The sequence below is a fragment of the Neobacillus bataviensis genome (genome assembly GCF_019969725.1).
Genome location: NZ_JAHXYW010000004.1, coordinates 475,154 through 499,623 on the forward strand (window position 1 = coordinate 475,154; position 24,470 = coordinate 499,623).

A 24,470-nucleotide genomic window follows, 5' to 3' on the forward strand; every position below is an offset into this window, starting at 1 on the left:
ATAAAACCCGCTACTTTGAAAAGTGAAGGATTTGTGTCATAATTCATTAGGATAGAATGGATTAATTTTGAGGTGAAAAATTTGGAAAGATTGCAAAAAGTAATAGCTCGAGCTGGTGTTGCATCAAGAAGAAAAGCGGAGGAGTTAATTAAAGAAGGAAGAGTTAAAGTAAATGGCACGGTTGTTAAGGAACTCGGTGTCAAGGTATCTTCTTCCGATAGAGTAGAAGTGAATGAAATCCAAATCGAGAAAGAAGAACCTGTCTATTTTCTTTTATATAAACCAAGAGGAGTCATTTCAAGTGTCAGTGACGACAAAGGAAGAAAGGTTGTAACTGATTTCTTTTCAGAATTTAAAGAAAGAATCTTTCCGGTTGGTAGACTGGACTATGATACATCAGGATTATTGTTATTAACCAATGATGGAGAATTTGCTAACTTACTGATGCATCCAAGAAATGAAATTGAAAAAGTGTATGTTGCCAAAACCAAAGGAATTCCCCAAAGAGAAAACATTAGAAAATTGGAAAAGGGAATTAAGCTGGAAGACGGTAAAACAGCACCTGCTAAAGTAAAGGTTCTTTCGGTAGATAAGAAGAAACAAACAGCCATTGTCGAGATAAGCATTCATGAAGGCCGCAACCGTCAAGTTAGAAGAATGTTTGAAGCTATTGGTCACGAGGTTGTGAAATTAAAGCGGGAACGATATGCTTTCTTAACCTTAAATGGCTTGAAGGCGGGAGAGGCAAGAGAACTAACTCCGCATGAAGTAAAACAATTACGAACTCTTGCAAATGATGTTTCTAAAAAAAATTCATAGAACCGTCACAATTCGCAGTGAGGGTTTACACTATGACAGGATTGAAAAATGATATAATTTAGACTAACTGTGTCAGGAGATTTAATGGAGGGTTGGGAATGAAAAAACGGCGATTAGTAATCCGAACGGTAATATTACTTGTTCTAGGTGCAGCCGTTATCTATACGCTGTATGCTAATTTTACAAAAGACAATAAATTAAAAGTTGCGGTTGGTGAAACGGCTCCGGATTTTGTTTTAACCGATATGCAAGGAAACAAGCATCGCCTTTCAGATTACCGTGGACAAGGGGTATTTTTGAATTTTTGGGGAACCTGGTGCCCGCCTTGTAAGAAGGAAATGCCATATATCAATAATCAATATCAGCAATTTAAGGACAAAGGGGTTCAGGTTTTATCCGTTGATATCCAAGAATCTGAACTTGCTGTTAATCAATTTGCTGAACACTACAAGCTTGATTTTCCGATTATGATTGATACTGATAAAGAAGTAATGACTGCCTATGGAATTGATCCATTGCCAGCTACCTTCTTGATTGATAAAAACGGCAAGGTGATTAAATACAATACTGGAGAAATGTCTGAGGCTACTGTCAGGGATTTTATGGAGAAAATTAAACCTTAGATTACAGGGAGTTTTTTACAATGAAAGATGTTAAATGTGAATGCGGGCACGTAAATCCTCATGGAACCGTGTTATGCGAAGCTTGCGGAAAAGTGCTGGATGAAAATGAGAAAAAGAATCCATTACTTGATATGCGCTACGAAGGCAGTGCACGCCGCTCACAGACCTATAACAAAACAATTATTGATAAAATTTGGAATTTCTTTTCTTCTGTAAAGGTTGGAGTTTGGCTTATTATCATTACTCTAATTGCTTCTTCCCTTGGCACAATTCTGCCGCAGGAAATGTATATTGACCAGCCTCCGGAAGTGTATTATGAAGAGGAATACGGCTGGTTTGGAAAATTATATTATCAATTAGGGTTCAATGATTTGTATGGTTCATGGTGGTACTTATTATTAATTGCCATGATAGGGATTTCACTTGTTATTTGCAGCTTAGACAGGGTCGTCCCTTTATATAAGGCATTAAAAGCCCAACGGGTTACAAGACACGAAGGCTTCTTAAAGCGCCAGCGCGTGTTTGGTGTCAATACACATGTGGATAACGACGACTTTACGGTCATTAAGAAGCATCTAAAAGAAAAACGATACCAGGTTCGTGAGGAAAATGGAAATATTTTAGCTGAAAAGGGACGTTTTTCAAGATGGGGTCCATATGTAAACCATGTCGGGTTAATTATCTTCCTATTTGGCGGAATGCTTCGTTTTGTGCCTGGAATGTACGTTAATGAGAACCTTTGGGTCAGGGAAGGCGAAACAGCCCTTGTGCCTGAGACAGGTGAAAAGCTTTATCTGAGAAATAATCAATTCATCTTGCAGCATTATGATAAAAACAAAGATAAAACTTTTAAAAAGGCGATTGAAGAAGCAGGAGAAGTGGTGAAAAATTACCAATCTAACGTTATTCTTTACAATCGTGTCGGTGAAAATATTCCCGGAGAAAAACCAAAGCTTGAAAAGATAAAAGATTATAAGGTCCGAGTTAATCATCCTTTAACCTATGAAGGGTATTCTATTTTCCAAGCCTCGTTTAGAAGTGACCTAGAAGCAATGACATTTGCCTTGACCAATAAAAAGACAAATCAATCCTTTGGGGAAATGAAAATCAACCTTAGGAATCCTAAGTCAGTTTATGAACTAGGTAATGGCTATTCGGTTAAAGTTCTTAGTTATTTTCCAGATTTTGAGTTTGGGAAAAATGGAGAACCTTCTACAAAATCAAGAGTTCCCAATAACCCTGCCTTTGTTTTTCGGATGATATCTCCTGAAAATCCAAAAGGAGAAACGAGTTTCGTTGCAATCAGGCAAACTATTGAACCGTCAGGTAATAATACTTATAAAATGGCCTTTAAAGGAATTGAAACTAAAAATGTTTCCGGATTTATTGTGCGCAAGGATTCATCATTATGGGCTATCATATTGGGAGGCATTATCTTTATGATTGGTGTCATTCAAGGGGCCTATTGGAATCACCGCAGGATTTGGGTTCAAAATAAAAACGGTGAGGTTTGGATTGCGGCACACACGAATAAAAATTGGTACGGCCTAAAGAGAGAAATAGAATCTGTTTTAACCGATACGAAGCTAAACATGCCGGAGGATCAACTTCAAACGGAAAAACAGGATAAGGAGGTAGTTTAGTTGGTAACAATAAGTAGTAATTTATTGTTTATTGCTTTTATACTTTATTTAGTTGCAACGCTTTTTTACGGCGGAGCTATTACCTCTAAAAAGGGGGCAATTGATAAGAAGGGAACTAATCGCTGGGGGAAAATTGCCGTCTTATTAACAATTATTGGTTTTATATCACAGTTGGGCTATTTTATTACCAGATGGATCGCAGCCGGACACGCACCGGTCAGTAATATGTTTGAGTTTACCACTTTCTTTGGAATGGCTTTAGTTGGTGCATTTATAGTTATATATTTTATTTATCGAACAACTTTACTCGGTTTGTTTACAATGCCTGTTGCGATTCTGGTTATTGCCTATGCAAGCATGTTTCCTAGGGAAATAACCCCATTAATACCGGCATTACAAAGCTACTGGCTTCATATCCATGTAACCACTGCAGCCATTGGCGAAGCTATTTTAGCCATTAGTTTTGCTGCGGGGTTAATTTATCTGGTTAAGGCAATTGATCAATCGAAAGCATCAAAAAGAACCTTTTGGCTTGAAGTGGTTATGTTTTCGCTAGTTACAGTGCTAGGCTTTGTCGCAGTTTCCTCGACATTTTCAGGGTTAGGGTATGATGAAAAATTTACCTGGATTGATAAACATGGAAATGAAGCAAATCTTGAATATACAATGCCCGCCCTTACTGGCCCTCATGAAGGAAAACTATTAACAAAAGAGGGATTTCAGCCCCTGGTAGAAATGCCCGCTTTCATTAATGCCAAAAAATTAAATACGGTTATATGGTCATTGATGGCAGGCCTTATTCTTTATGGAGTAATTCGGGTTATTTTAAGAAAGCGGATTGCAGCTGCACTTAAGCCGCTAGTAAAAAATATTAAGCTTGATTTCGTTGATGAAATTAGCTATCGATCAGTACTTATTGGATTCCCGGTGTTTACACTTGGAGCATTAATCTTTGCAATGATTTGGGCACAAATGGCTTGGTCGAGGTTCTGGGGATGGGATCCAAAAGAAGTATGGGCATTAGTTACGTGGCTTTTCTATGCGGCATTTATGCATCTTCGCTTATCGAAGGGATGGCATGGAGAAAAATCAGCGTGGCTTGCCGTAATAGGCTTCGTCATTATTATGTTTAATTTAGTTGCTGTAAACCTAGTCATCGCCGGTCTGCATTCCTATGCAGGCAGTTAATTGAATCAAACCTTCACTTTAAGTGAAGGTTTTTTTTAAAAGCTATGTTTATGAGAATTTTTGATTTTATAACGCTGTTCATTGGAGCGGAAGGCACGAAGACTCCTGCGGGAGGACGGGGCAGGGGAGACCCCGCAGGCGCTTAAGCGCCGAGGAGGCTTCCCGGACCGCCCGCGGAAAGCGAAGTGCAGAAATGAACAGACTTTTTTAATAGGTGTTTAAAAAATCAATAGTATTTTTCAAAAAAACACCTTTGTCATAATATTGACACTTTTAATAGGCGTAATTACCTGAAAATATAGCAAAAACCATTACCATTTTGTAAAATAAACCTCATGGGGGGATTAATAATGGATAAAGACGTGAAAATCTTAGTAGTAGATGATGAAGAAAGAATTCGCCGCTTATTAAAAATGTATTTAGAGCGTGAAGATTATACAATTGATGAAGCTGAAGATGGTAATGAGGCTTTAACCAAAGCAATAGATAATGACTATGATGTCATTCTTCTTGATTTAATGATGCCTGGCAAAGATGGAATTGAAGTATGTCGGGAGCTTAGGGAGAAAAAGGCAACTCCCGTTATCATGTTAACGGCAAAAGGTGAAGAAGTTAATCGCGTTCAAGGATTTGAAGTAGGTACAGACGATTATATTGTGAAACCTTTCAGCCCTAGGGAAGTTGTCCTGCGTGTAAAAGCTCTTTTGAGAAGATCTTCACAAACTAGCTACCTGCAAACTGAGACAACAACAAAGGATGTTATTGTGTTTCCACATTTAACAATAGATAATGATGCCCATAGAGTCGCCGCTGATGGCAAAGAGGTAAGCTTGACCCCTAAGGAATATGAATTACTATATTTTTTAGCTAAGGCACCAGATAAAGTATTTGATCGTGAGCAGCTATTAAAAGAAGTTTGGCATTATGAATTTTTCGGTGACCTGCGAACCGTTGATACGCATGTAAAGCGTCTCCGTGAAAAGTTAAACAAAGTGTCTGAACAGGCTGCAAGAATGATCGTTACAGTATGGGGCGTAGGGTATAAATTTGAGGTAATTAATGAATGACCTTTTTAAGAAGTGTTGTAGGTAAACTTTGGTTTACCATCCTTTTATTAGTATCCTTTGTGCTATTTATTCTAACAGTCATGCTTTTGGAATACACCCAAAACAATAACATCAAGGTAACAAAAAGTGATTTGACACACACTGCTGAAAAAATTGCCCGAGTTCTCGAAAACCATCCTGGTGAGAAATTTCCCTTAGGGTTAGAAATATCTTGGGAGATCCTTGATAATGATACCAAAGTGTTAATTGTTAAAAATAATCAAGATATCTATTACTCTCCGAACACGGAAATGGGAAAGAAATTATCCGTTTCAGATATTAAAAATGATCCAGAATTGTCTAAAGTATTTAGTAAAAACATTACTGTAGAAAAAATCTCTAACCTTTCATCAGAAAAGATTAGGAATAATGAAGATGCCAGTTATTCCATTATTGGTGTACCTCTTCATTTGACTGACGATAAAAATGGGGCTGTTTTTATTTATCAATCCTTGAAAGATATGCAGGAAACATCCCGCTCTACAACAAGATTTATTTTACTTGTCGCAGGTGTTGCGATTATTCTGACAACTATTTTTGCCTTCTTTTTATCAACCAGAATTACGGCACCATTACGGAAAATGAGAGAGGCAGCCTTTGAAGTGGCGAGAGGAAAGTTTGATACAAAGGTACCGATTCTTACACATGATGAAATCGGGGAATTGGCAACTGCCTTTAATCAAATGGGACGACAATTGAAATTCAATATGAATGCCCTTAGTCAGGAAAAGGAACAGCTCTCTAGCATATTAAGCAGTATGGCAGATGGAGTAATCACCTTTAATCGGGATGGGACAATATTGATCACCAATCCTCCAGCAGACCGCTTTCTCCAATACTGGTACTATGAAAATGGTGAGTTTGGACCTGCTTCGGAGGCCATTCCATCTCAAGTCATGGAGCTTTTTCAAGAGGCAGTAGATACAGAAAAAGAACAGGTCGGGGAAATTTCTCTTCAGGGCCGTCATTGGGTAATCCTTGTCAGTCCTTTATACAGCAATCGCTTTATCCGTGGAGCTGTTGCGGTCTTAAGGGATATGACGAAGGAAAAGCAATTGGAAAAAATGAGAAGAGACTTTATTGCCAATGTTTCACATGAGCTTAGAACCCCCATTTCGATGTTACAGGGATACAGTGAAGCAATTGTGGATGATATTGCTGAATCCCAAGAAGAGAAAAAAGAAATGGCTAAGGTTATCTATGATGAGTCCCTTCGAATGGGAAGGCTGGTCAATGAACTTCTTGACTTGGCTCGAATGGAAGCGGGCCATATCCAATTAACAATCGATGAAATAAATATTTCTTCCTTTATTCATAGGATTATTCATAAATTTCAAGGGCTTGCTAAAGATAATGAGATTCAATTGCACGCTGACATAGATAATCGAATTTCCGTTGTTTTCTTTGACCCTGACCGGATTGAACAGGTATTGACAAACTTAATTGACAATGCCATAAGACACACACCAAAAGGCGGTTCAGTCCGGTTAAACGTAACTTCAGAAGACAAGGGGATACGAATAGAAGTTAAAGATTCAGGTTCAGGGATTCCTGAAGAAGATTTACCTTTTGTTTTTGAACGCTTTTATAAGGCCGATAAAGCAAGGACCAGGGGAAGGGCAGGTACTGGACTGGGACTGGCTATAGCCAAAAATATTATTGATGCCCATCGGGGTCATATTTCTGTTCAAAGCAAGCTCGGACAGGGGACGACATTTTCCTTCCTTCTTCCTCGAAAATAGTAAAAACATCAGGTATTTTGCCGATTGTTCTTGATTCACGAGGAACATTATTAAAGCTCATCCATTTTGGATGAGCTTTTTTGACTCCGTTAAGTGCTTCCAATAAATACCTTCCTTTTTACCTAAAAAAAGTCTATATTTATAGGTGAAACCTTTTATACATAAATATCGACTAATATAAATGAACGGGGAGGGGAATTGATGGACTCCGTTTTCGATGAACTTTATCAAAAATATCATCATGACGTTTTTCAATTTCTATTTTATATGGTTAGAAACAAAGAACATGCAGAGGATCTTGTCCAGGAAGTTTATATAAGAGTTTTTAAGTCCTATAATCGTTTTGAGGGGAAAAGCAGTGAAAAGACCTGGCTTTTTTCTATTGCTCGTAATGTGGCAATAGACTTTTTTCGCAAGCAAAAGGGATGGAAGGAAAGAATTTTCGAAAAATTCGATTGGTCATCCAACCAAGTTAAGGATGATTATCCAATTCCAGAAGAGTTAACCGTTCAAAAGGAAGAGATTAAATGGATATATAAATGCTTAGAATTTTGCACGATGGATCAACGGGCGGTAATCATTTTACGATATTTAAATGATTTATCCATTGCTGAAACAGCAAAAACATTAGGATGGACAGAAAGTAAAGTAAAAACAACACAGCATCGATCCTTGAAAGTTTTAAAGAAGCACATGGAAATGTTTTATGAAAAGGAGGGATTAACTAGTGAGAAAGTCAGAGTGGAGCGATAAACAGCTCGAGGAACTAATAAGGCAAATGCCTAAAATACAAGATCATCGCGATCCTCGTGACATTTACCAGAATCTTTCTATAAAAAAGCGCAAATTGATACCCTGGTTATTACCAGGAATCGCAACTGCAGCGGCCGTGCTTCTTTTTCTTATTTTAGTTCCTAACTTAATGGATCGAACAAATAATTCCTTTAATCAAGCCCAAGAAAAAAAATCCTTGGAGCAAACCACAGCTAATAAAGATGCCGGAATTGCCATGGATAAGGAGGAAGCAACCTCAAAGGAGGGGGCAAACTCCGGTACCAAAGAGGTAAAACTGTTACGAACTGAAAGTGTGAAATCTGCGATTTATGATGATGAAGTGGGAAATGGCAAGGTGTTAACCTATTGGATACCTGACCAACAAGCACAGATTCTTATTCCTGTTTCTACTATTGTTTCAGACACAGGCAACAAATCCTGGTTGACTGTTTTTGCAGAAAATATGGCTTCTCTAAAAGAAGAAGAATGGGGATTAAGTGATTTCTACCCGCTAAATGCGACATTGGAGCTAGACAAAAATAATAATAGCGTTATTGTTGATGTCCCTTCAAACCATTTATACGGACAAGGATCGACCAATGAAACGAGCTTTATAAATGTATTACAAAAAGATATAGCATCAAATAGTAACCTTAGAAAGATAGAGTTCAAAACAAATGGAGAACCAGGTATAGAATTAGGTAATTACGGAACCAAGCAAGAACAAAATATTGTAATCGATAAAAATCATGCTTTTTTGTTTTATTATCCTGCAGGCAGTAAATTACCCTACTTAACTCCAACTAATAATACTTATAAAGATTTTGGAACTGCTTTAGAGGCAATGAGGGCCGATCAACCTGAAAATGGTTTAAAAAGTTCGCTGTCGCCATCATTACAGATTTATGATGTGACCATTTCGGACAAAACTTTATCTCTCTCTCTTAAGGACGATTCTACGTTAAAAGATAATCAACTGACATTATATTCATTTGAGGCTTTGATGTTAACCGCTAAGGAGTTTGGAGTTGAAAAAATTATTGTTAAGAATTCCCCGTTAACACATATAGGGCCCTTTGATTTATCAAAGGAAAATAAAGTGCCAATTGCTCCAAATTTACGCAATATCCAATAAATTGCTAATCAACCTAAATTGGGTTGATTTTTTTTATTTATGCATAAAATAGTGGATGTCTCCAAATTATAACAAGTATGCTCAGGGTCATTATCTCTTTAGTTTCAGTTCTAAACTCGAAACTGGAAACATATGGTGGACTTGAGTAGAAGATTTAAGGAGGAAAAGGATTAGAATGCGTGACTACATAAAGCGGTTTTTGATTGCCATTATTATGGCACTTTGTGTCAGTTTATTGTTTTTAGGTGGGAAACATTCACAAGCTGCGAGTTTGGACGAAATGAAGGAATTACAGGAACATTGGATTTGGCCCGCAGATGGTGTCATTTCTGATACATATGGAACAAGGCAGGGAAAACATAAAGGAATAGATATAGCTGGGAAAATGAATACGCCCGTATTGGCGGTTGATAACGGAATTGTCATCAAATCATATTTTTCCAATACATACGGAAATGTCGTGTTTATTAAACATCCAAGTAAGGTTGTTACTGTTTATGCACATTTAACTAGACGTAACGTTTATGTTGGCCAAAATATAAAACAAGGTGACGTGGTTGGAAAAATGGGGAAAACTGGACAAGCTACTGGAACTCACCTCCATTTTGAAACACATGAATTAGAATGGCGATATGATAAGAAATTTGCTATCGACCCTGAAATGCTTTTAGGAAAAGCAAATGTAGGTGAGTTTGTACAAGGCGGAGTTGCCACTAGCGGATATAATGTCCTTGAAGCAAGCTCACATGTCAAAAGTTCAACTAAAGACCGTTCAATACAAGCAAAAACTAATAAATATGTCGTTCGACAAGGAGATACCCTTTACGCGATATCAAAAAAAAGAAATATGTCCGTAAAGAAGTTAAAGGATATCAATCATTTGCATTCCGATGTAATTAAACCGAAACAAATATTGCTTATCGAATAAAGGAGAACATGGCCCGTGAACGATATCGTTGCGGGTTTCATTCTTTTTACTTAACAAATTACCATTTCTCAAGTATAATAATTTTATAATTTCATATCGATCTATCTTCGGGGCAGGGTGAAATTCCCGATCGGCGGTATTAGAGATTACTCTTAAGCCCGCGAGCCTTTTAGGCAGGATTTGGTGCGATTCCAAGGCCGACAGTATAGTCTGGATGGGAGAAGATGGAGGTTCTGCAAGCGTTCAAAAAATAATGGTATTACGAACGTTTATTAAGTATGCCTTTGTACTCCCTCAAGTGTATTTTACTTGGGGGTTTTTTATTTACAGGGCGTCTATATGCTGAACCTCTCTTCCTAAGGTGATGGATCAAAAAAGGAGAGAGGAAGATGAATAAAATGAAGAAAACGAATGTAAAGGCCATGGTTTCAATTGCAATGCTCAGCAGTATTGCCTATCTATTAATGCTATTAAACTTTCCGCTGCCGTTTTTCCAAAATTTCTTATTAGTTGATTTCAGTGACATCCCAGCGTTAATTGCAGCATTAATTTTTGGGCCTATTGCAGGAATTGTTGTTGAATTTATCAAAGTTGTACTCAATTATTTCGCAACCGGAAGTCCAACAGGAATACCAGTTGGTCATATAGCTAATTTTCTCGCGGGTATCTCATTTGTATTGCCAACCTATTATTTATATACCAAAATGAAAACACGAAAGGGAATGACCATTGCATTAGTACTAGGTACAATTACGATGGCCGTGATCATGAGTATTGCCAATTACTTTGTCATTCTTCCAGCATATACAGCCCTATTGAAATATCCTGACATGCGTAACATAGTTGTACCTGCAATCCTTCCATTTAATATTATTAAAGGTGTGTTGATGTCATCCATCTTTATGTTATTATTCATACGACTGCAAACATGGATAAATAAATTATCCGTAATAAAAAGTGTATAATATGAAAAGGGCACTTCAAATATGAAGTGTCTTTTTCATATTCCAAAATGAAAAACCCTCTTCAAATTCAGAAGAGGGTTAGCAGCTTAACAATATTTTATTGACAAAATATTATTCAAATTTAGTTGGATTGCCATCAAATGGTTCGTCAGCAACCTTAATGGAATCTGTAGGGCAGCCTTCAAATGCATCCATCATGTCATCAACTAATACATCAGGAATTTCAACGATTCCTTCATTATCGTCAAGAGTTACGAATGCAATGCCTTCATCATCGTAATCGTAGATATCAGGTGCTGCTGCGCCGCATGCGCCACATGCGATGCAAGTTTCCTTGTCAACAATTGTGTACTTTGCCATGAAAAAAAACCTCCCAGTAATATAACAAAATTCATCCATAATATATGGAAATGCATTACTCATATCTATTGTAAAACTGTACGAGTAACTTTTCAATAGAAAGTTGCTTTTAAATAACCCCGTTTCTTAATTTGTTTATGTTACTTTAACATAATTTTGAACAACAAGTCCTGTCATTTCATGTTAAAATAAGATAGAAAAAATGGGTAATTTGTCGATAACGTCAGAAAAGTGTGGGGCCCTTGATGAAACAAATTGAATCGATTCTTCTATATTGTTTAAAGAAATTAAATAGAGAAAGGACGATTTATTCCATCTATCACCTATTAAATGGAAAAAAATCATCCCAAACGATTCAGGATGCACATTTATTTTCACTGAAGCATTTATTTGGGATTTACGATACGCTAACTCGAGAATCCTTCGAAGATATCATTCACAATATGGTTGAAAAAAAGTGGATTAACAATTGTGGGAAGCGATTCGTCCTTACACCAGAAGGTGAAGTAAATTTATATGAAAGCAAGATACCTAGCTTTCTGAATGGGTGGAATTATCACCCATTTACAATGAATTTTTGGGAAAGATTATCGTTGTTAGTTCAGGTAGCTTCGAATTTTGTAAACCACGAAAACCAATATATCCCCATTCAAAAAAACAAAGATGTTCATTTTTGGTTGAAAACAATATTAAAGGAAATCCAAGTAGCCAGACTGGAAATGGGAAGCATGCTTTATTCCGAGCTGGTAGATAGCTTTAAAGAAGCAAAAAATGCCGATCCATCTGTCTTAATCTTCCGATTAACAGGGTATCAACAAATTGGGTTAACTCCTGAGCAGACAGCTAAAAGGCTCAATATGGATATTCACGATTATCATATTGAATTTATCAATATTATCCATTACTTGCTGCAAAAGATTAATCGGGAACCAAAGAACTTTCCATTATTATCGCTGCTTATTAGGGATTTAAAGCAAAATAATGAATTAACAATTTCATCCAGGAAAACATGGACCCTATTAAATCAAGGGTATTCCCTTGAAATGATTGCAGACATAAGACATTTAAAATTAAGTACAATTGAGGACCACTTTGTAGAATTTGCACTACATATTAATGATTTTTCAATTGATGACTATGTTGAAAAAAATCTGCAGGAGACAATTCTGGAAATTTCACGGCAAATTAATTCGCGGCAGCTTAAATTTATCAGGGACAAAGTGAAAACGGCCAGTTACTTTCAAATAAGATTAGTGTTGGCGAAGTATGGTGAGCGATGATGGAGTTAGAAACCCTATTAAAAAAACATTTTGGCTATGATTCATTCAAGATAGGACAAAAGGAAGTAATTACTTCTATTTTAGCAGGAAAGCATACTTTAGCCATGCTTCCTACTGGTACTGGAAAGTCCTTATGCTACCAGCTTCCTGGGCTTATTCTTAGTGGTCACATATTAATTATTTCTCCTCTCCTTTCCCTGATGCAGGATCAGGTAGAGCAATTTAAGAGGTTTGGGGAAAAAAGAGTGGTTGCATTGAATTCCTTTCTTACACAAGTGGAAAAAAATAGTGTCCTGAGCCAGTTAAAAAAATATAAATTTATTTTTATATCACCGGAAATGTTAAGTGTCCCTTTTATTTTACGAAAGCTTGGTGAACTATCCATTTCCTTATTCGTTGTAGATGAGGCACATTGTATTTCGCAATGGGGCTATGATTTTCGGCCTGATTATTCGAAATTAGGCGATATTCGCCAAAAGCTGGGGGATCCCTTGACACTAGCTCTTACTGCCACAGCAACAAAGCAAGTTCGGAAGGATATAATTCAATCACTCGGCATTGAAAATTGTACAAAAGTAGAAACAACCATTGATCGTCCCAATATCGCTTTTAACGTGGAGAAAATAGCGAATTACTTTGATAAACAAAATCGGGTAGTTGAGTTGGTTACTAAACTGCAGAAACCGGGAATTATTTATTTTTCCAGTAAAAAATCAGCAGAGCAAATGGCTTCTGTATTGGCGGAAAAAGGGATTTGCCGGGCTATGGCCTATCACGGTGGACAAGACCCTAATACCAGGGTATTAATCCAACAGCAATTTATTTACGGACAGTTGGATGTCATTTGTGCTACAAGTGCTTTTGGAATGGGTGTAAATAAAGAAAATATCCGTTTTATTATTCACTATCATATGCCGATGCAATTAGAATCCTATCTTCAGGAAATTGGGAGAGCAGGTCGTGATGGAAAGCTTAGCATTGCCATTTTATTGTACTCCCCCGGGGACGAGCACCTTCCGATTCAGTTGGCAGAGAGTGAACTGCCATCCGAGCAGCAAATTGATTGGCTGTTTTCTAAAATAGAGCTGGAAGAAGAGTATGAGGATGGAAAGATCAATTTGAATAATCATTTATGCGAGCTAGGCGGTTTTAATGAAATTCAATGGCGTATCCTTGAGGATTTGATTAATGGTACACCGCAAAATATCCAAAAAGAACTTCAGCAAACCATTCAATTATTTTTGAAGAAAAGGCTAACCGCAAAAATGAACAATATATATCACATGAAAGCATGGGTGGAATCAAATGGATGCAGAAGAGAATTTATTTTGGATTACTTTGATGATGAATTAATCAATAAGGTGATTCCGTGCTGCGATCAATGCGGGCTTCAGTTGAAAAATTATCATTCTTCTATTGACCAGACGAAAACAACAACAAATGAATTATCCTGGATGGAGTATCTCGGTAAAATTTTAATGAAGAATGAGTTGAGCAAATGAAAAAGAAGTATAATGAATTGATAAAAAACCTAACTGACAAAGAGTTGCTTCTTCATCTCTATATGACGCAAGTCATCCTTTTAGTCATTTCGATCATATTAGGATTTATTTTATTTGATCATTTTTCCTATATGAATCATTTGATCTTTAAGGACCCTAAAATTGTTCTTATAGGGGTACCATCGGGAGCAGCTGTTGTGATATTCGATATTATCTTAATGAAGTGTCTGCCATCCTCCTTTTATGATGATGGCGGATTAAATGAAAGAATTTTTAAACATAGAAATATTCTTCATATTTTTATTATTGCGGCCATAGTCGCGTTTAGTGAAGAATTGTTATTTCGTGGGATCATCCAAACAAAAGTCGGTCTCATACTTGCAAGTATAATTTTTGCAATTATCCATTATCGATATCTATTTAATTGGTTTTTATTTTCAAATATTGTCGTCCTTAGTTTTTTTATCGGTTTGATTTATGAGTGGACAGATAATTTAGCCGTTACAATTGTCATGCATTTTATCATCGATTTTTTATTAGGTGTTTATATAAAATTTAGACGTTCACCAGGTAATGACGACGAGAAAGGAGTTTCTACGTGAATAAAGAGGAGCCATATCGAGATCGAGCTGAAAGGTTAAAACAGCGGATTCAAAAAATTAATGAAAAAATGGATGAATCAGGTGATTTGCCTCCAAGGGAGCAGCTGCACCGGCAAAAAAAGAAGAAAACAAAATGGAAGTTTAAATACCCGGTTATTCGTCTATTGGTTCTTTTCTTTATCCTTCTTCCTATCATTATTTTCAGCGTGATATCATATCTAGATGGTAAGAAAATAAGCAATACCGTTAAGACATCAGGGGATTCTGTAGGCTATGAAACTATTAATCTAGAAAAGACAGAAATCGATGAGAAGAATAAGCAGGCCGATGAGCAACAGATGGAAAGTAACCAAGTAAAAAACGAAGCGGCAATAACTGAAGAGAATAATACAAAAGTAATTTCAACACCTCCGAGTCCTGTCACCATCGATGCAAATAAGTCAGGAGACAAAAATAGTCAGCCAATACAGGAAACGAAAAAGAGCCAACCAACTGCGCCGAAAAAAACAAGTAAAATTATTTACCACACGGTTCAGCCAAAAGAAACTTTATATCATATTGCGATGGAGTACTATAAGTCTCAATCTGGCATGAACATTATCAGACAGGCCAACCATATTCAAGGTGATAATATCGATGCAGGCCAAGTGCTAAAAATACCATTAAATAACTAGCCGATCTATCTTTAGATCGGTTTTTTTATGAGGCTGTGTTAAAGGGCATTGTTAAATTTTTTAAGCTGTTGATTGGAGCGGAAGGCGCGAAGACTCCTGCGGGAATACGGGGCAGGGGAGACCCCGCAGGCGCCAAAGCGCCGAGGAGGCTCCCCGGAACGCCCGCGAACCGCTCGCTCCTTGAGCGCCAACAACCAAGCTTATAAGCGATTTTAATAAAAAAAACATAATATAGCGGACAAGTTCATATTTATATACGGAGAAAAGGAGGGGATAAAATGGATTCTCCAATCCAATCACTTGAAAATACGGATCAAGCCACAAAACAGGCACTTGAAAATGTAAGGAAAAGAAAAGAAAAGTTTGACAAGTTCAAACGCCGCCATAATTTATCTATCTGGGGAACAATCATTTTAGCAACCTGCTTTTTTATTTATCTGTATTTTACAGTAGCCAGCGTATATTCTTATTCATTTGCCGCGATGTTTTCTGCTTTTGTTAACGATTCGAATAATTTTACTTTATTAGTTTTTGTGGTTGGTATGTACGGCACGATGAATTTGCTCAAAGAAAAAAAAGATAAAGCAGAAAAGGAATATCATGAATTACGATGTGAAATCGTCGACCGAAGCAAGGATTATTGGAAAAAAGAAGAGGAATGGAAAAACCGACATTTAGTATTTGAGATTATGAAAAAAAATTATGATATAAACCTTTATCATGAAAAGAAATAAGAAGCAGAGGGTCATCCTGCTTCTTTTGCTCGTTAGAATATTTTCTTTTTTCCGCGCTCATCTTTTAAGATTTCCACTGCTTCACGGAAACGCTGGGAATGAATGATTTCCCGTTCACGCAAGAAACGGAGACCATCATTGATATCAGGATCATCACTGATATTTATCAACCATTGATAAGTTGCCCTTGCCTTTTCTTCAGCTGCAATGTCCTCATATAAATCGGCAATCGGGTCTCCTTTCGCGGTGATATAGGTGGCTGTCCATGGAACTCCTGCAGCATTATGGTAGTATAATGCGCTGTCATGGTCTGCATAATGTTCTGCCAAACCTGCAGCTTTCATTTGCTCTGGTGTGGCATCTTTTGTTAATTTATACACCATTGTGGCAATCATTTCGAGATGGGCGAACTCTTCGGTACCGATATCTGTCAAAAGGCCAATAACTTTATCAGGTATGGTATACCTCTGGTTTAAATATCGTAATGCTGCGGCAAGCTCTCCATCAGCACCTCCATACTGTTCAATTAAGTATTTTGCTAAAGTCGGATTACAAATACTGACTCGAACGGGATATTGGAGCTTCTTTTCGTAAATCCACATTTAGTGTAATCCCTCCTCTAAATTAAACCTGCCATGGCCATGGACTATCGTCCCAGTTCCAAGGATATCCGGAGTAACTGTTGCCAAACTGCTGTAAAGGACCAAACTGGCTTTCAAATGCTTTTTTGAGTCTTTTCCTTTCCTTTACATAATGATTAAATTGGTTTATTGCTTCAAGATCATCGTTGTGTGTATCTAAGTATAAGGTAAGCTCTACCAAGACAAAGTCGACAGCTTGCAGCTGTTCCATCATCTGATAATATTCGGCAGGAACCTGTTTCACGTCGGCTGTCCCCCTCCCGCTTTCTCAAAAGCATTGTAATATGGGTCATAGAAATCCTTCCAAAGTGTGCCTGCTCTCAAAGCCTCAAGCGGGGAAAATTGCGGAAGATTTGGCGGCTGGAATCCAATATATAAATGAGGTGGAGTGGAATAGGTTTTTTCAAGTATCGGCTTGCAGGGATCAAATGGACTCGCATACGGATGATAGAGCTTGTGATGAGTGTGCATTGTGGCCCTCCCTATTTTTTCAATATCATTTAAATATATGAAATTATTATCAAAACATGACATAAAACTTTAATATATGAATGGATTTTTCATTGCCTTGTAGAAGTATAATAAAAGAAGAGTCAGGATTATAATTTTGAGGTGATGGAAATTGTTCGTGAAAAATATTATGATACCCAAGCATGAATGCTTTACAGTACAAGCAGATGTAACCCTTAAACAGGCTTTGGAAAGTCTTGAAAAACATCAAATTGATGGGTTACCGGTTTTACAAGGTGAGCAATATGCAGGTGTAGTCACAAGATACAGCATCTATGCAAATTATTTCCTTTCGAATAAACCAAAGGATGAATATTTAAATTTAACTGTAGTGAAAGATATTGCCACCCACCAAGAAAAGTTCCTAGAGGGCTCTGAATTATTTGAAAAGACACTCCTTGATTTGAAGGATTTTCCATTATTAGCAGTTGTTGATTCCAATCATCAATTTCTAGGGGTTGTTACTCGGTCCGATGTATTAAGTTCATTCGAAAGTGCATTTGGTGTAAACCGCCCAGGTGTTAGAATTGCTTTTACATCGGTAGAAACTGAGGGACGGATTGCCCGACTCTCTGAAATTGCCCATCAATTCCACGAGCATATCATCTCACTTGTTACTTTTGATGAAACAGATAGACTTGTTCGGAGAATTGTGATGAAGGTTGAAAAGAAAAATAATATTGACCGGTTCACAAAGAAACTGGAAGAGCATGGCTTCCGGATTTTAAGTATTCAAGAGGATGATTAAACTCGAATAAAGGAAAAAAATAGACTCCTTCTCATATATTTTTATGGGAGGGGGTTTTTATGTTTATCAGGTTAGTTCATTTTTCTTTAGTTTTTTTATGTGGATATTTAGTGATTAAATGGATTTCAATACCACATCCTTATGTACTTACTGACTTTTTTGTCGGAATTGTCATTAATCCAATACAATTTTTCGCAGCCGCAATTGCTTTGTTCATTGGGATTTTAATCAGCGGAGGGGTAATTAATGGGATTATTAATAAGACGATAAAGACATGGAAGAAGCAATCGTCTTGTAGTATCCTAATGTTATTGGAATATTGTGGTTTTGGAATCGTGTTTTTCCTTCTTTTTTATATTGGCTGGGAAGAAACACTCATTTTTTTTAGTTTGAGTTTTCTTTATGGTATGATTTCCGTAGAAAATTAAGTGTTGATAAGGGGAACAAAGGGAATGATTATTATATTAGTTGCTTTGATCGTTATAGGCGGCATACTTTTACTTTTATATATGTTAAATCAAGCTTTTCTAAATAAAGTAAAAGAACAGGATATTTATTTTCCGGACTTTCCGGCAACGTTTGGAGAGGTAAAGATCTTTTTTATTTCAGATATACATAGAAGAACAATCTCAGAAACCATCATTAACAATGTTAAAGGGAAGGCTGATATTGTCGTCATAGGGGGAGATTTAACAGAAAATGGAGTCCCCTTGGCAAGAGTGAAAACCAATTTAAACGCATTAAAACAAATTGGACCTGTTTACTTTGTTTGGGGAAACAATGATTATGAGATTGACTATCATGAATTAGATGCTGTCCTAATGGACCATGGGATTAAAGTGTTAGACAATACCTCTGTTACCTTTGAATCAAATCAAGGAGAAAAATTATGTTTGCTTGGAGTAGATGACTTAAACCAAAATCGTGACCGCCTTGAGTTAGCGCTATTAGATGCAGAGGAAGACAGTTTTAAAATTTTGGCAAGCCATTATCCTAATATAACAAACAAAATTCTTCCAGAGCATGAAATACGTCTAGTATTAAGCGGACATACCCATGGAGGTCAGATTCATTTTTTTGGGTATAGTCCTTATAAACGTGGAAGGCTGATAAGACTTCAAAATACAACCCTTTTAATTAGTAATGGATATGGAACAACTTCGCTGCCCTTAAGGTTAGGCGCACCGGCAGAATGCCATCTTATTACCCTTAGGAATGGTCCTGCTCCGGATAAGGTGATGTAGACAATTCACCAACAAAGCCCTGAGGCATACACTACAACAAGAGTGATGTTACAGCAGGGGGCAAAATCATGCGCTTAGAACGCTTAACAGCCAATAAAATTAAAATATTTTTAACCTCTGATGATTTAATTGATAGGGGACTTTCCAAGGAAGATATTTGGAAGGATTCAAGCAAATGGAATCAGCTTTTTCATGATATGCTTGAGGAAGCTAGTGAGGAATTTGATGTAGATATCCAGGGGTCTGTGGCAGTGGAAATATTCTCCCTTCAGGCACAGGGGATGATTATGATCATTACTGTAAACGAAGCAGAGGAAGATGAAGAGATATTATATGATGGATTTATTGAAATGCAGGTCAGGGTCGGAGGATTTGATGACCTAATATATGAATTTGAGGATTTTGAAGACATTATTAGTCTAGCCCAAAGGCTATCTTACATGAATATATTTGGCGGAAGCCTATATTTTATGAACAATCACTATTACTTTTTAATGGAAAAATTAGACCCTAACATAAGCGAACAAGCGGCTTGTATTTTTTCGGAATTTGGCAATGCTTCAATCATTAGTCCATTTGTACTTATTGAATATGGAAAAGGAATTATCGAAAATAAAGCGGTGGAAACTATTCTTCATTTTTTTTAATTATAAAAAATGGATGAAGGAAACCTATTGGACAAATGCTATCCATAATTCATTAAATTAATCATGGATGGCAGCATTTACATAATAATGAGTTATTGATAAAAAGTATGTTTTTTTTCTTGCATAAATCATTTAAAGGTGTATACTTGTGTCTGAAAGCGGACAACATTCGTAAAAGCAATTTCTAGGAGGATTACAAATGGGAGCCGAAAAAGCAAATGAAAAGACTAATCAAGAGGAACAACATGATGTGTTAAAATCAACACAGACTGTAATACATAAGGCCCTTGAAAAGTTAGGTTATCCTGAAGAAGTATACGAGCTCTTGAAAGAGCCGTTACGTATGATGACAGTAAAAATTCCAATTAGAATGGATGACGGTTCAATAAAAATATTTACTGGCTACCGTGCACAGCATAATGATGCCGTTGGGCCGACAAAGGGCGGAATTCGCTTCCACCCAGGAGTAACAGAGACAGAAGTGAAAGCCCTTTCAATTTGGATGAGTTTAAAATGTGGAATTGTCGACCTTCCATACGGAGGGGGAAAAGGTGGTATCATCTGCGATCCTCGTGATATGTCTTTTAGAGAACTTGAAAGACTTAGCCGTGGATACGTACGTGCTATCAGTCAAATTGTAGGACCTACGAAGGATATTCCTGCTCCGGATGTATTTACTAATTCACAAATTATGGCTTGGATGATGGATGAATACAGCCGAATCGATGAATTTAACTCTCCAGGCTTTATCACTGGTAAGCCGCTTGTTCTCGGCGGATCACATGGACGCGAATCTGCAACTGCAAAGGGTGTAACCATCTGTATTCGTGAAGCAGCCCAAAAGAAGGGAATTCAAATAGAGGGTGCAAGAGTAGTAGTCCAAGGTTTTGGTAATGCCGGAAGCTATTTATCAAAATTCATGCATGACGCAGGAGCGAAGGTTGTAGGGATTTCAGATGCTTACGGTGCATTATACGATCCAAACGGTCTGGATATTGATTATCTTTTAGATAGAAGAGACAGCTTTGGAACAGTAACAAAATTGTTTAATAATACAATTACAAATAAAGAATTACTAGAACTTGAGTGCGACATTCTTGTCCCTGCAGCAATTGAAAATCAAATTACTGCGGACAACGCTCATAACATTCGTGCTAGCATCGTAGTAGAGGCGGCAAATGGTCCAACTACATTAGAGGCAACAGAAATTTTAACAGAACGGGGTATTCTGCTTGTCCCAGACGTTTTAGCATCTGCTGGCGGGGTTACGGTATCTTATTTCGAGTGGGTACAAAATAACCAAGGCTATTACTGGTCAGAAGAAGAAGTAGAAGAAAAGCTTGAAAAAGTAATGGTTAAATCCTTTAAAAATATTTATGATACTGCCCAAACACGCCGTGTAGACATGCGCCTGGCTGCTTATATGGTTGGGGTTAGAAAGATGGCTGAAGCTAGCCGCTTCAGAGGCTGGATTTAAACGCTAAACATTGAAATAAAATGAAAAAACTCCTATCATAAAACGGTAGGAGTTTTTTATTTCGGTTGTGTTTAGGGATATAACTGCTTTTAAAACCCTGTTGATTGGAGCGGAAGGCGCGAGACTCCTCGAAAATGCTAACGCATTTCCTTCGTGCGTGGGTCGGATTCGAGGATGCAATTCAATGTCCTGCGGGAGTACGGGGCAGGGGAGACCCCGCAGGCGCTTAAGCACTGAGGAGGCTCCCCGAACCGCCCTAAGGTGCGCGAAGTGCCTGGAGCGCAAATCAACAGCCCAGTTTAACACAGCTAATGTATTTATTAAGGAGTGTACCTAAAGTGCAAATAGAAGACATAATCATTGTAGGCGGCGGACCTTGCGGCATGGCAGCAGCTATTTCTCTTCAGGAGATTGGAAAAAAGCCATTAATAATAGAAAAAGGGAATGTAGTTAATTCCATTTATCATTATCCAACACATCAAACCTTTTTTAGTACGAGTGAAAAATTAGAAATTGGAGATGTTCCCTTTTTAACAGATACCTATAAGCCGAAACGTAATCAGGCATTGGTCTATTATAGGGAGGTAGCTAAGCGGAAGCAGCTTCGTATAAACGCCTTCGAAAAGGTTATTGAAGTGGTAAAGAAAGATGATTTATTTCATATCAATACGGATAAAAACAGTTACAGTGCTCGTTATGTCGTTGTTGCAACCGGTTATTACGATCATCCGAATTACATGAATGTCCCTGGAGAAGACTTATCTAAAGTTAAACATTACTTTAAAGAAGCCCATCCGTACTTTGATAAAGATGTGTGTGTTATAGGAGGAAAAAATTCTAGTGTAGATGCTGCATTGGAATTGGTGAAGGCAGGAGCGAGGGTGACCGTACTTTATCGAGGAAAAGAATATTCTCCAAGTATTAAACCTTGGATTCTCCCGGAATTTGAAGCATTAGTTCGTACAGGGACAATATTAATGGAATTTAATGCAAATGTTAAAGCTATAACGGAGGAGCAAGTTATATATAATAAAGTTGGAGTTGAAAAAACAATTAGCAACGATTTTGTTTTTGCGATGACAGGTTATCATCCCGATCATCAATTTTTAAAAACAATGGGCGTGAAAATTGATCCAGAATCTGGAAGACCGTTATTTAATCCTGAAACCATGGAGACAAATGTGGTGGGGATCTATATAGCGGGGGTAATTGCTGCCGGAAACAATGCGAATGAAATATTTATCGAAAATGGCAGGTTCCATGGTGGACAAATTGCGCACTCCATCATAGAAAAAGAAGCTGAAGGGTGATTGAGATGATGAAAAAGGTTGTTTTATTAACAACTGGTGGAACAATCGCTAGTAAACCAAATAAGGATTCTGGAAAACTTGCTTCTGGTGCTCTTACCGGGGAAGAACTTGCTGCCATGTGTAATTTACCAAAAGACATTGAAGTCATCGTAGAATCTGTTTTTCAAAAAGCGAGCATTCATATTACATTTGAAGATCTTACTTCATTAAAAAACAAAATAGTGGACTATTTTAAAGATGAGACCGTCGCTGGTGTTGTAGTGACACACGGAACGGATACGATGGAAGAGACTGCATATTTTCTTGATTTAACAATAAAAGACCATCGGCCTGTGGTGGTCACAGGCTCTCAACGTTCTCCTGAAGATTTAGGGAGCGATGTTTATATTAATTTACGACATGCCATTTACTCAGCCTGCTCCACTGACCTCCATGCTGCTGGGGCAGTTGTTGTCTTTAATGAAAGGATATTCGCTGCACGCTATGTAAAAAAAGAACATGCTTCTAATATACAAGGGTTTAATGCCTTTGGATTTGGATATCTTGGCATTATTGATAATGACCAAGTCCATGTCTTTCAAAAGCCGATTAAAAGAGAATATTATGAAATTCAGACTGAAATCCCTCAAGTTGAATTGATTAAATGCTATATTGGTGCAGATGGAAAATTCATTAAAGCAGCACGTGAAGCAGGGGTAAAAGGGATTGTTCTTGAAGGAGTCGGCCGCGGCCAGGTGGCTCCTCAAATGATGGAGGAAATTGAAAAGGCAATTAAGCAGGGAATTAAATTGGTCGTTACAACTAGCGCAGAAGAGGGTGCTGTTTACACTACTTATGATTATGAAGGCAGTGCTTATGATCTCTATAAAAAAGGTGTAATTTTAGGAAGTGACAATGATTCTAAAAAGGCTAGAATCAAATTGGCTGTGGCCCTTGCAAGCGGCTTGGAAAAAATAACCTTTTAAATGATTAGACAATCCTTCTAAATAAAGTGGAAGGAAACTATCATTTTCTTTATTTTGTTTCCATGTTACGATTAAGAAAACGGATTGGAAAAGAGGTTCAACATGCTGGGGATATTATCTGCCGGGATTGCCCCCGGACTGGCCTTACTTAGTTATTTTTATTTAAAAGATGAATATGAGCCAGAGCCAATTTCATTTGTATTTCGGACATTTTTGTACGGTGCTTTATTGGTGTTTCCGATTATGTTTATTCAGCATGTTCTTGAAACTGAAAATCTGCTTCAATCCCACTTGTTCGATGCATTTCTAAACACCGGTCTTCTGGAGGAATTTTTTAAGTGGTTTATCCTTTTTTATGCTATCTACCAGCATGTTGAGTTTGATGAGCCATTCGATGGAATTGTATATGCCGTTTCCGTTTCTCTTGGTTTTGCGACAGTGGAAAATATTTTTTATCTAGTTGCAAATGGGATTGAACATGCGATGACTAGAGCATTATTGCCAGTATCAAGTCATGCATTGTTTGGGGTTATAATGGGTTTTTATCTTGGAAAGGCGAAGTTCACGGATGGAAACAAAGCAAAGTGGATTTTCCTTTCGCTTCTACTGCCTTTCATTCTCCATGGATTCTATGATTTTATTTTAATTTCACAAGAACATTGGCTGTTTATTATTTTTCCGTTTATGATTTTTCTTTGGTGGTTTGGCTTAAGAAAAGTGAAAAAAGCTAAGATATTGAGTGCCAAACATTTAAAAAAACAGTATCCAGTTCAAAAAACTCTTCATTCCTGATGAAGGGTTTTTTTATTTTTGGAATAAAAACACCAATTAGACAAAAAATAGGGTTACTGCA

At 37.3% G+C, this 24,470-nt stretch carries 27 protein-coding genes and 1 riboswitch; of the genes, 23 read left to right on the forward strand and 4 right to left on the reverse strand.

Annotation, left to right across the window (positions count from 1 at the left end; translation table 11 throughout):
• Positions 1–81: 81 nt before the first annotated feature.
• The 10 genes from rluB (at position 82) to LC455_RS13765 (ending at position 10,923) form a co-directional block, all read left to right on the forward strand.
• Positions 82–819 carry a 23S rRNA pseudouridine(2605) synthase RluB gene (gene rluB, locus LC455_RS13720; protein WP_223591597.1) on the forward strand — a complete coding sequence of 246 codons (738 nt, stop codon included), beginning with the start codon at positions 82–84 and terminating at the stop codon, positions 817–819.
• Between the two features lie 98 nt (positions 820–917).
• Positions 918–1,442, forward strand: a complete 525-nt coding sequence (gene resA, locus LC455_RS13725) for a thiol-disulfide oxidoreductase ResA (RefSeq protein ID WP_223591599.1) — start codon at positions 918–920, stop codon at positions 1,440–1,442.
• A 20-nt stretch (positions 1,443–1,462) separates the two neighbouring features.
• Positions 1,463–3,085 carry a cytochrome c biogenesis protein ResB gene (resB, locus tag LC455_RS13730; protein WP_223591601.1) on the forward strand — a complete coding sequence of 541 codons (1,623 nt, stop codon included), beginning with the start codon at positions 1,463–1,465 and terminating at the stop codon, positions 3,083–3,085.
• The gene (gene ccsB / locus LC455_RS13735; protein WP_223591602.1) at positions 3,086–4,273 is read left to right on the forward strand and encodes a c-type cytochrome biogenesis protein CcsB; all 1,188 of its coding nucleotides are present in this window, start codon (positions 3,086–3,088) and stop codon (positions 4,271–4,273) included.
• Positions 4,274–4,623: 350 nt separating this feature from the next.
• Entirely contained in the window at positions 4,624–5,340 is a 717-nt protein-coding gene (locus tag LC455_RS13740; protein ID WP_223591603.1) for a response regulator, read from the forward strand.
• Positions 5,337–7,121, forward strand: coding sequence for an ATP-binding protein (locus LC455_RS13745; protein ID WP_223591604.1), 1,785 nt, complete (start codon positions 5,337–5,339; stop codon positions 7,119–7,121). Before LC455_RS13740 ends, LC455_RS13745 begins: the two co-directional genes overlap by 4 nt.
• 201 nt (positions 7,122–7,322) lie before the next feature.
• Entirely contained in the window at positions 7,323–7,874 is a 552-nt protein-coding gene (gene sigX / locus LC455_RS13750; protein ID WP_223591605.1) for an RNA polymerase sigma factor SigX, read from the forward strand.
• Positions 7,849–9,030 carry a negative regulator of sigma-X activity gene (locus LC455_RS13755; protein WP_223591606.1) on the forward strand — a complete coding sequence of 394 codons (1,182 nt, stop codon included), beginning with the start codon at positions 7,849–7,851 and terminating at the stop codon, positions 9,028–9,030. Before sigX ends, LC455_RS13755 begins: the two co-directional genes overlap by 26 nt.
• Positions 9,031–9,205: 175 nt before the next feature.
• Entirely contained in the window at positions 9,206–9,958 is a 753-nt protein-coding gene (locus LC455_RS13760) for a peptidoglycan DD-metalloendopeptidase family protein (protein WP_223591607.1), read from the forward strand.
• 99 nt (positions 9,959–10,057) lie between these two features.
• Positions 10,058–10,188: riboswitch (FMN riboswitch) on the forward strand.
• A gap of 168 nt (positions 10,189–10,356) precedes the next feature.
• Positions 10,357–10,923, forward strand: coding sequence for an ECF transporter S component (locus LC455_RS13765; RefSeq protein WP_223591663.1), 567 nt, complete (start codon positions 10,357–10,359; stop codon positions 10,921–10,923).
• A gap of 111 nt (positions 10,924–11,034) precedes the next feature.
• Here LC455_RS13765 and LC455_RS13770 read toward each other — a convergent pair whose 3' ends face one another.
• A complete protein-coding gene (locus LC455_RS13770) occupies positions 11,035–11,283 on the reverse strand; it encodes a ferredoxin (protein ID WP_223591608.1) in 249 nt (82 codons plus the stop codon).
• A 245-nt stretch (positions 11,284–11,528) separates the two neighbouring features.
• Here LC455_RS13770 and LC455_RS13775 point away from each other — a divergent pair, with 245 nt between their 5' ends.
• The 5 genes from LC455_RS13775 to LC455_RS13795 all read left to right on the forward strand — a co-directional run bounded on the left by LC455_RS13775 (position 11,529) and on the right by LC455_RS13795 (position 16,075).
• Positions 11,529–12,563, forward strand: a complete 1,035-nt coding sequence (locus tag LC455_RS13775; protein ID WP_223591609.1) for a helix-turn-helix domain-containing protein — start codon at positions 11,529–11,531, stop codon at positions 12,561–12,563.
• The gene (locus tag LC455_RS13780; protein ID WP_440446399.1) at positions 12,563–14,065 is read left to right on the forward strand and encodes a RecQ family ATP-dependent DNA helicase; all 1,503 of its coding nucleotides are present in this window, start codon (positions 12,563–12,565) and stop codon (positions 14,063–14,065) included. Before LC455_RS13775 ends, LC455_RS13780 begins: the two co-directional genes overlap by 1 nt.
• The gene (locus LC455_RS13785; RefSeq protein ID WP_223591612.1) at positions 14,062–14,667 is read left to right on the forward strand and encodes a CPBP family intramembrane glutamic endopeptidase; all 606 of its coding nucleotides are present in this window, start codon (positions 14,062–14,064) and stop codon (positions 14,665–14,667) included. The genes LC455_RS13780 and LC455_RS13785 overlap by 4 nt, the downstream gene beginning before the upstream one ends.
• Positions 14,664–15,341, forward strand: coding sequence for a LysM peptidoglycan-binding domain-containing protein (locus LC455_RS31705; protein WP_223591613.1), 678 nt, complete (start codon positions 14,664–14,666; stop codon positions 15,339–15,341). The genes LC455_RS13785 and LC455_RS31705 overlap by 4 nt, the downstream gene beginning before the upstream one ends.
• Before the next feature lie 278 nt (positions 15,342–15,619).
• Positions 15,620–16,075: a YpbF family protein gene (locus LC455_RS13795; protein ID WP_223591614.1), complete on the forward strand. Its 456-nt coding sequence runs from the start codon at positions 15,620–15,622 to the stop codon at positions 16,073–16,075.
• 32 nt (positions 16,076–16,107) lie between these two features.
• On the opposite strand, the gene LC455_RS13800 is transcribed toward LC455_RS13795, so the two are convergent.
• From LC455_RS13800 to LC455_RS13810, 3 genes are read right to left on the reverse strand one after another with little or no spacing between them, the layout of a single operon-like run.
• A complete protein-coding gene (locus tag LC455_RS13800; RefSeq protein ID WP_223591615.1) occupies positions 16,108–16,677 on the reverse strand; it encodes a manganese catalase family protein in 570 nt (189 codons plus the stop codon).
• 22 nt (positions 16,678–16,699) lie between these two features.
• The gene (locus LC455_RS13805) at positions 16,700–16,960 is read right to left on the reverse strand and encodes a spore coat protein CotJB (protein WP_317851438.1); all 261 of its coding nucleotides are present in this window, start codon (positions 16,958–16,960) and stop codon (positions 16,700–16,702) included.
• Positions 16,957–17,187, reverse strand: a complete 231-nt coding sequence (locus LC455_RS13810; RefSeq protein ID WP_223591616.1) for a spore coat associated protein CotJA — start codon at positions 17,185–17,187, stop codon at positions 16,957–16,959. The genes LC455_RS13805 and LC455_RS13810 overlap by 4 nt, the downstream gene beginning before the upstream one ends.
• Positions 17,188–17,338: 151 nt before the next feature.
• Here LC455_RS13810 and LC455_RS13815 point away from each other — a divergent pair, with 151 nt between their 5' ends.
• From LC455_RS13815 to prsW, 8 genes are all read left to right on the forward strand, one after another.
• Positions 17,339–17,974: a CBS domain-containing protein gene (locus LC455_RS13815; RefSeq protein WP_223591617.1), complete on the forward strand. Its 636-nt coding sequence runs from the start codon at positions 17,339–17,341 to the stop codon at positions 17,972–17,974.
• Positions 17,975–18,033: 59 nt separating this feature from the next.
• Positions 18,034–18,402 (forward strand): hypothetical protein, encoded by a 369-nt coding sequence (locus tag LC455_RS13820; RefSeq protein ID WP_223591618.1) that lies wholly within the window; start codon positions 18,034–18,036, stop codon positions 18,400–18,402.
• Positions 18,403–18,426: 24 nt separating this feature from the next.
• A complete protein-coding gene (locus LC455_RS13825) occupies positions 18,427–19,218 on the forward strand; it encodes a metallophosphoesterase (protein ID WP_223591619.1) in 792 nt (263 codons plus the stop codon).
• 68 nt (positions 19,219–19,286) lie between these two features.
• Positions 19,287–19,865 (forward strand): genetic competence negative regulator, encoded by a 579-nt coding sequence (locus LC455_RS13830; protein ID WP_223591621.1) that lies wholly within the window; start codon positions 19,287–19,289, stop codon positions 19,863–19,865.
• Between the two features lie 199 nt (positions 19,866–20,064).
• Complete coding sequence (locus tag LC455_RS13835; RefSeq protein WP_223591622.1) at positions 20,065–21,342, forward strand: Glu/Leu/Phe/Val family dehydrogenase; 1,278 nt, start codon at positions 20,065–20,067, stop codon at positions 21,340–21,342.
• A 338-nt stretch (positions 21,343–21,680) separates the two neighbouring features.
• Positions 21,681–22,652, forward strand: a complete 972-nt coding sequence (locus LC455_RS13840) for a YpdA family putative bacillithiol disulfide reductase (RefSeq protein ID WP_223591623.1) — start codon at positions 21,681–21,683, stop codon at positions 22,650–22,652.
• 8 nt (positions 22,653–22,660) lie between these two features.
• The gene (locus LC455_RS13845) at positions 22,661–23,617 is read left to right on the forward strand and encodes an asparaginase (protein WP_223591665.1); all 957 of its coding nucleotides are present in this window, start codon (positions 22,661–22,663) and stop codon (positions 23,615–23,617) included.
• A 102-nt stretch (positions 23,618–23,719) separates the two neighbouring features.
• Positions 23,720–24,409, forward strand: coding sequence for a glutamic-type intramembrane protease PrsW (gene prsW, locus LC455_RS13850; RefSeq protein WP_223591624.1), 690 nt, complete (start codon positions 23,720–23,722; stop codon positions 24,407–24,409).
• Positions 24,410–24,470: the final 61 nt, after the last annotated feature.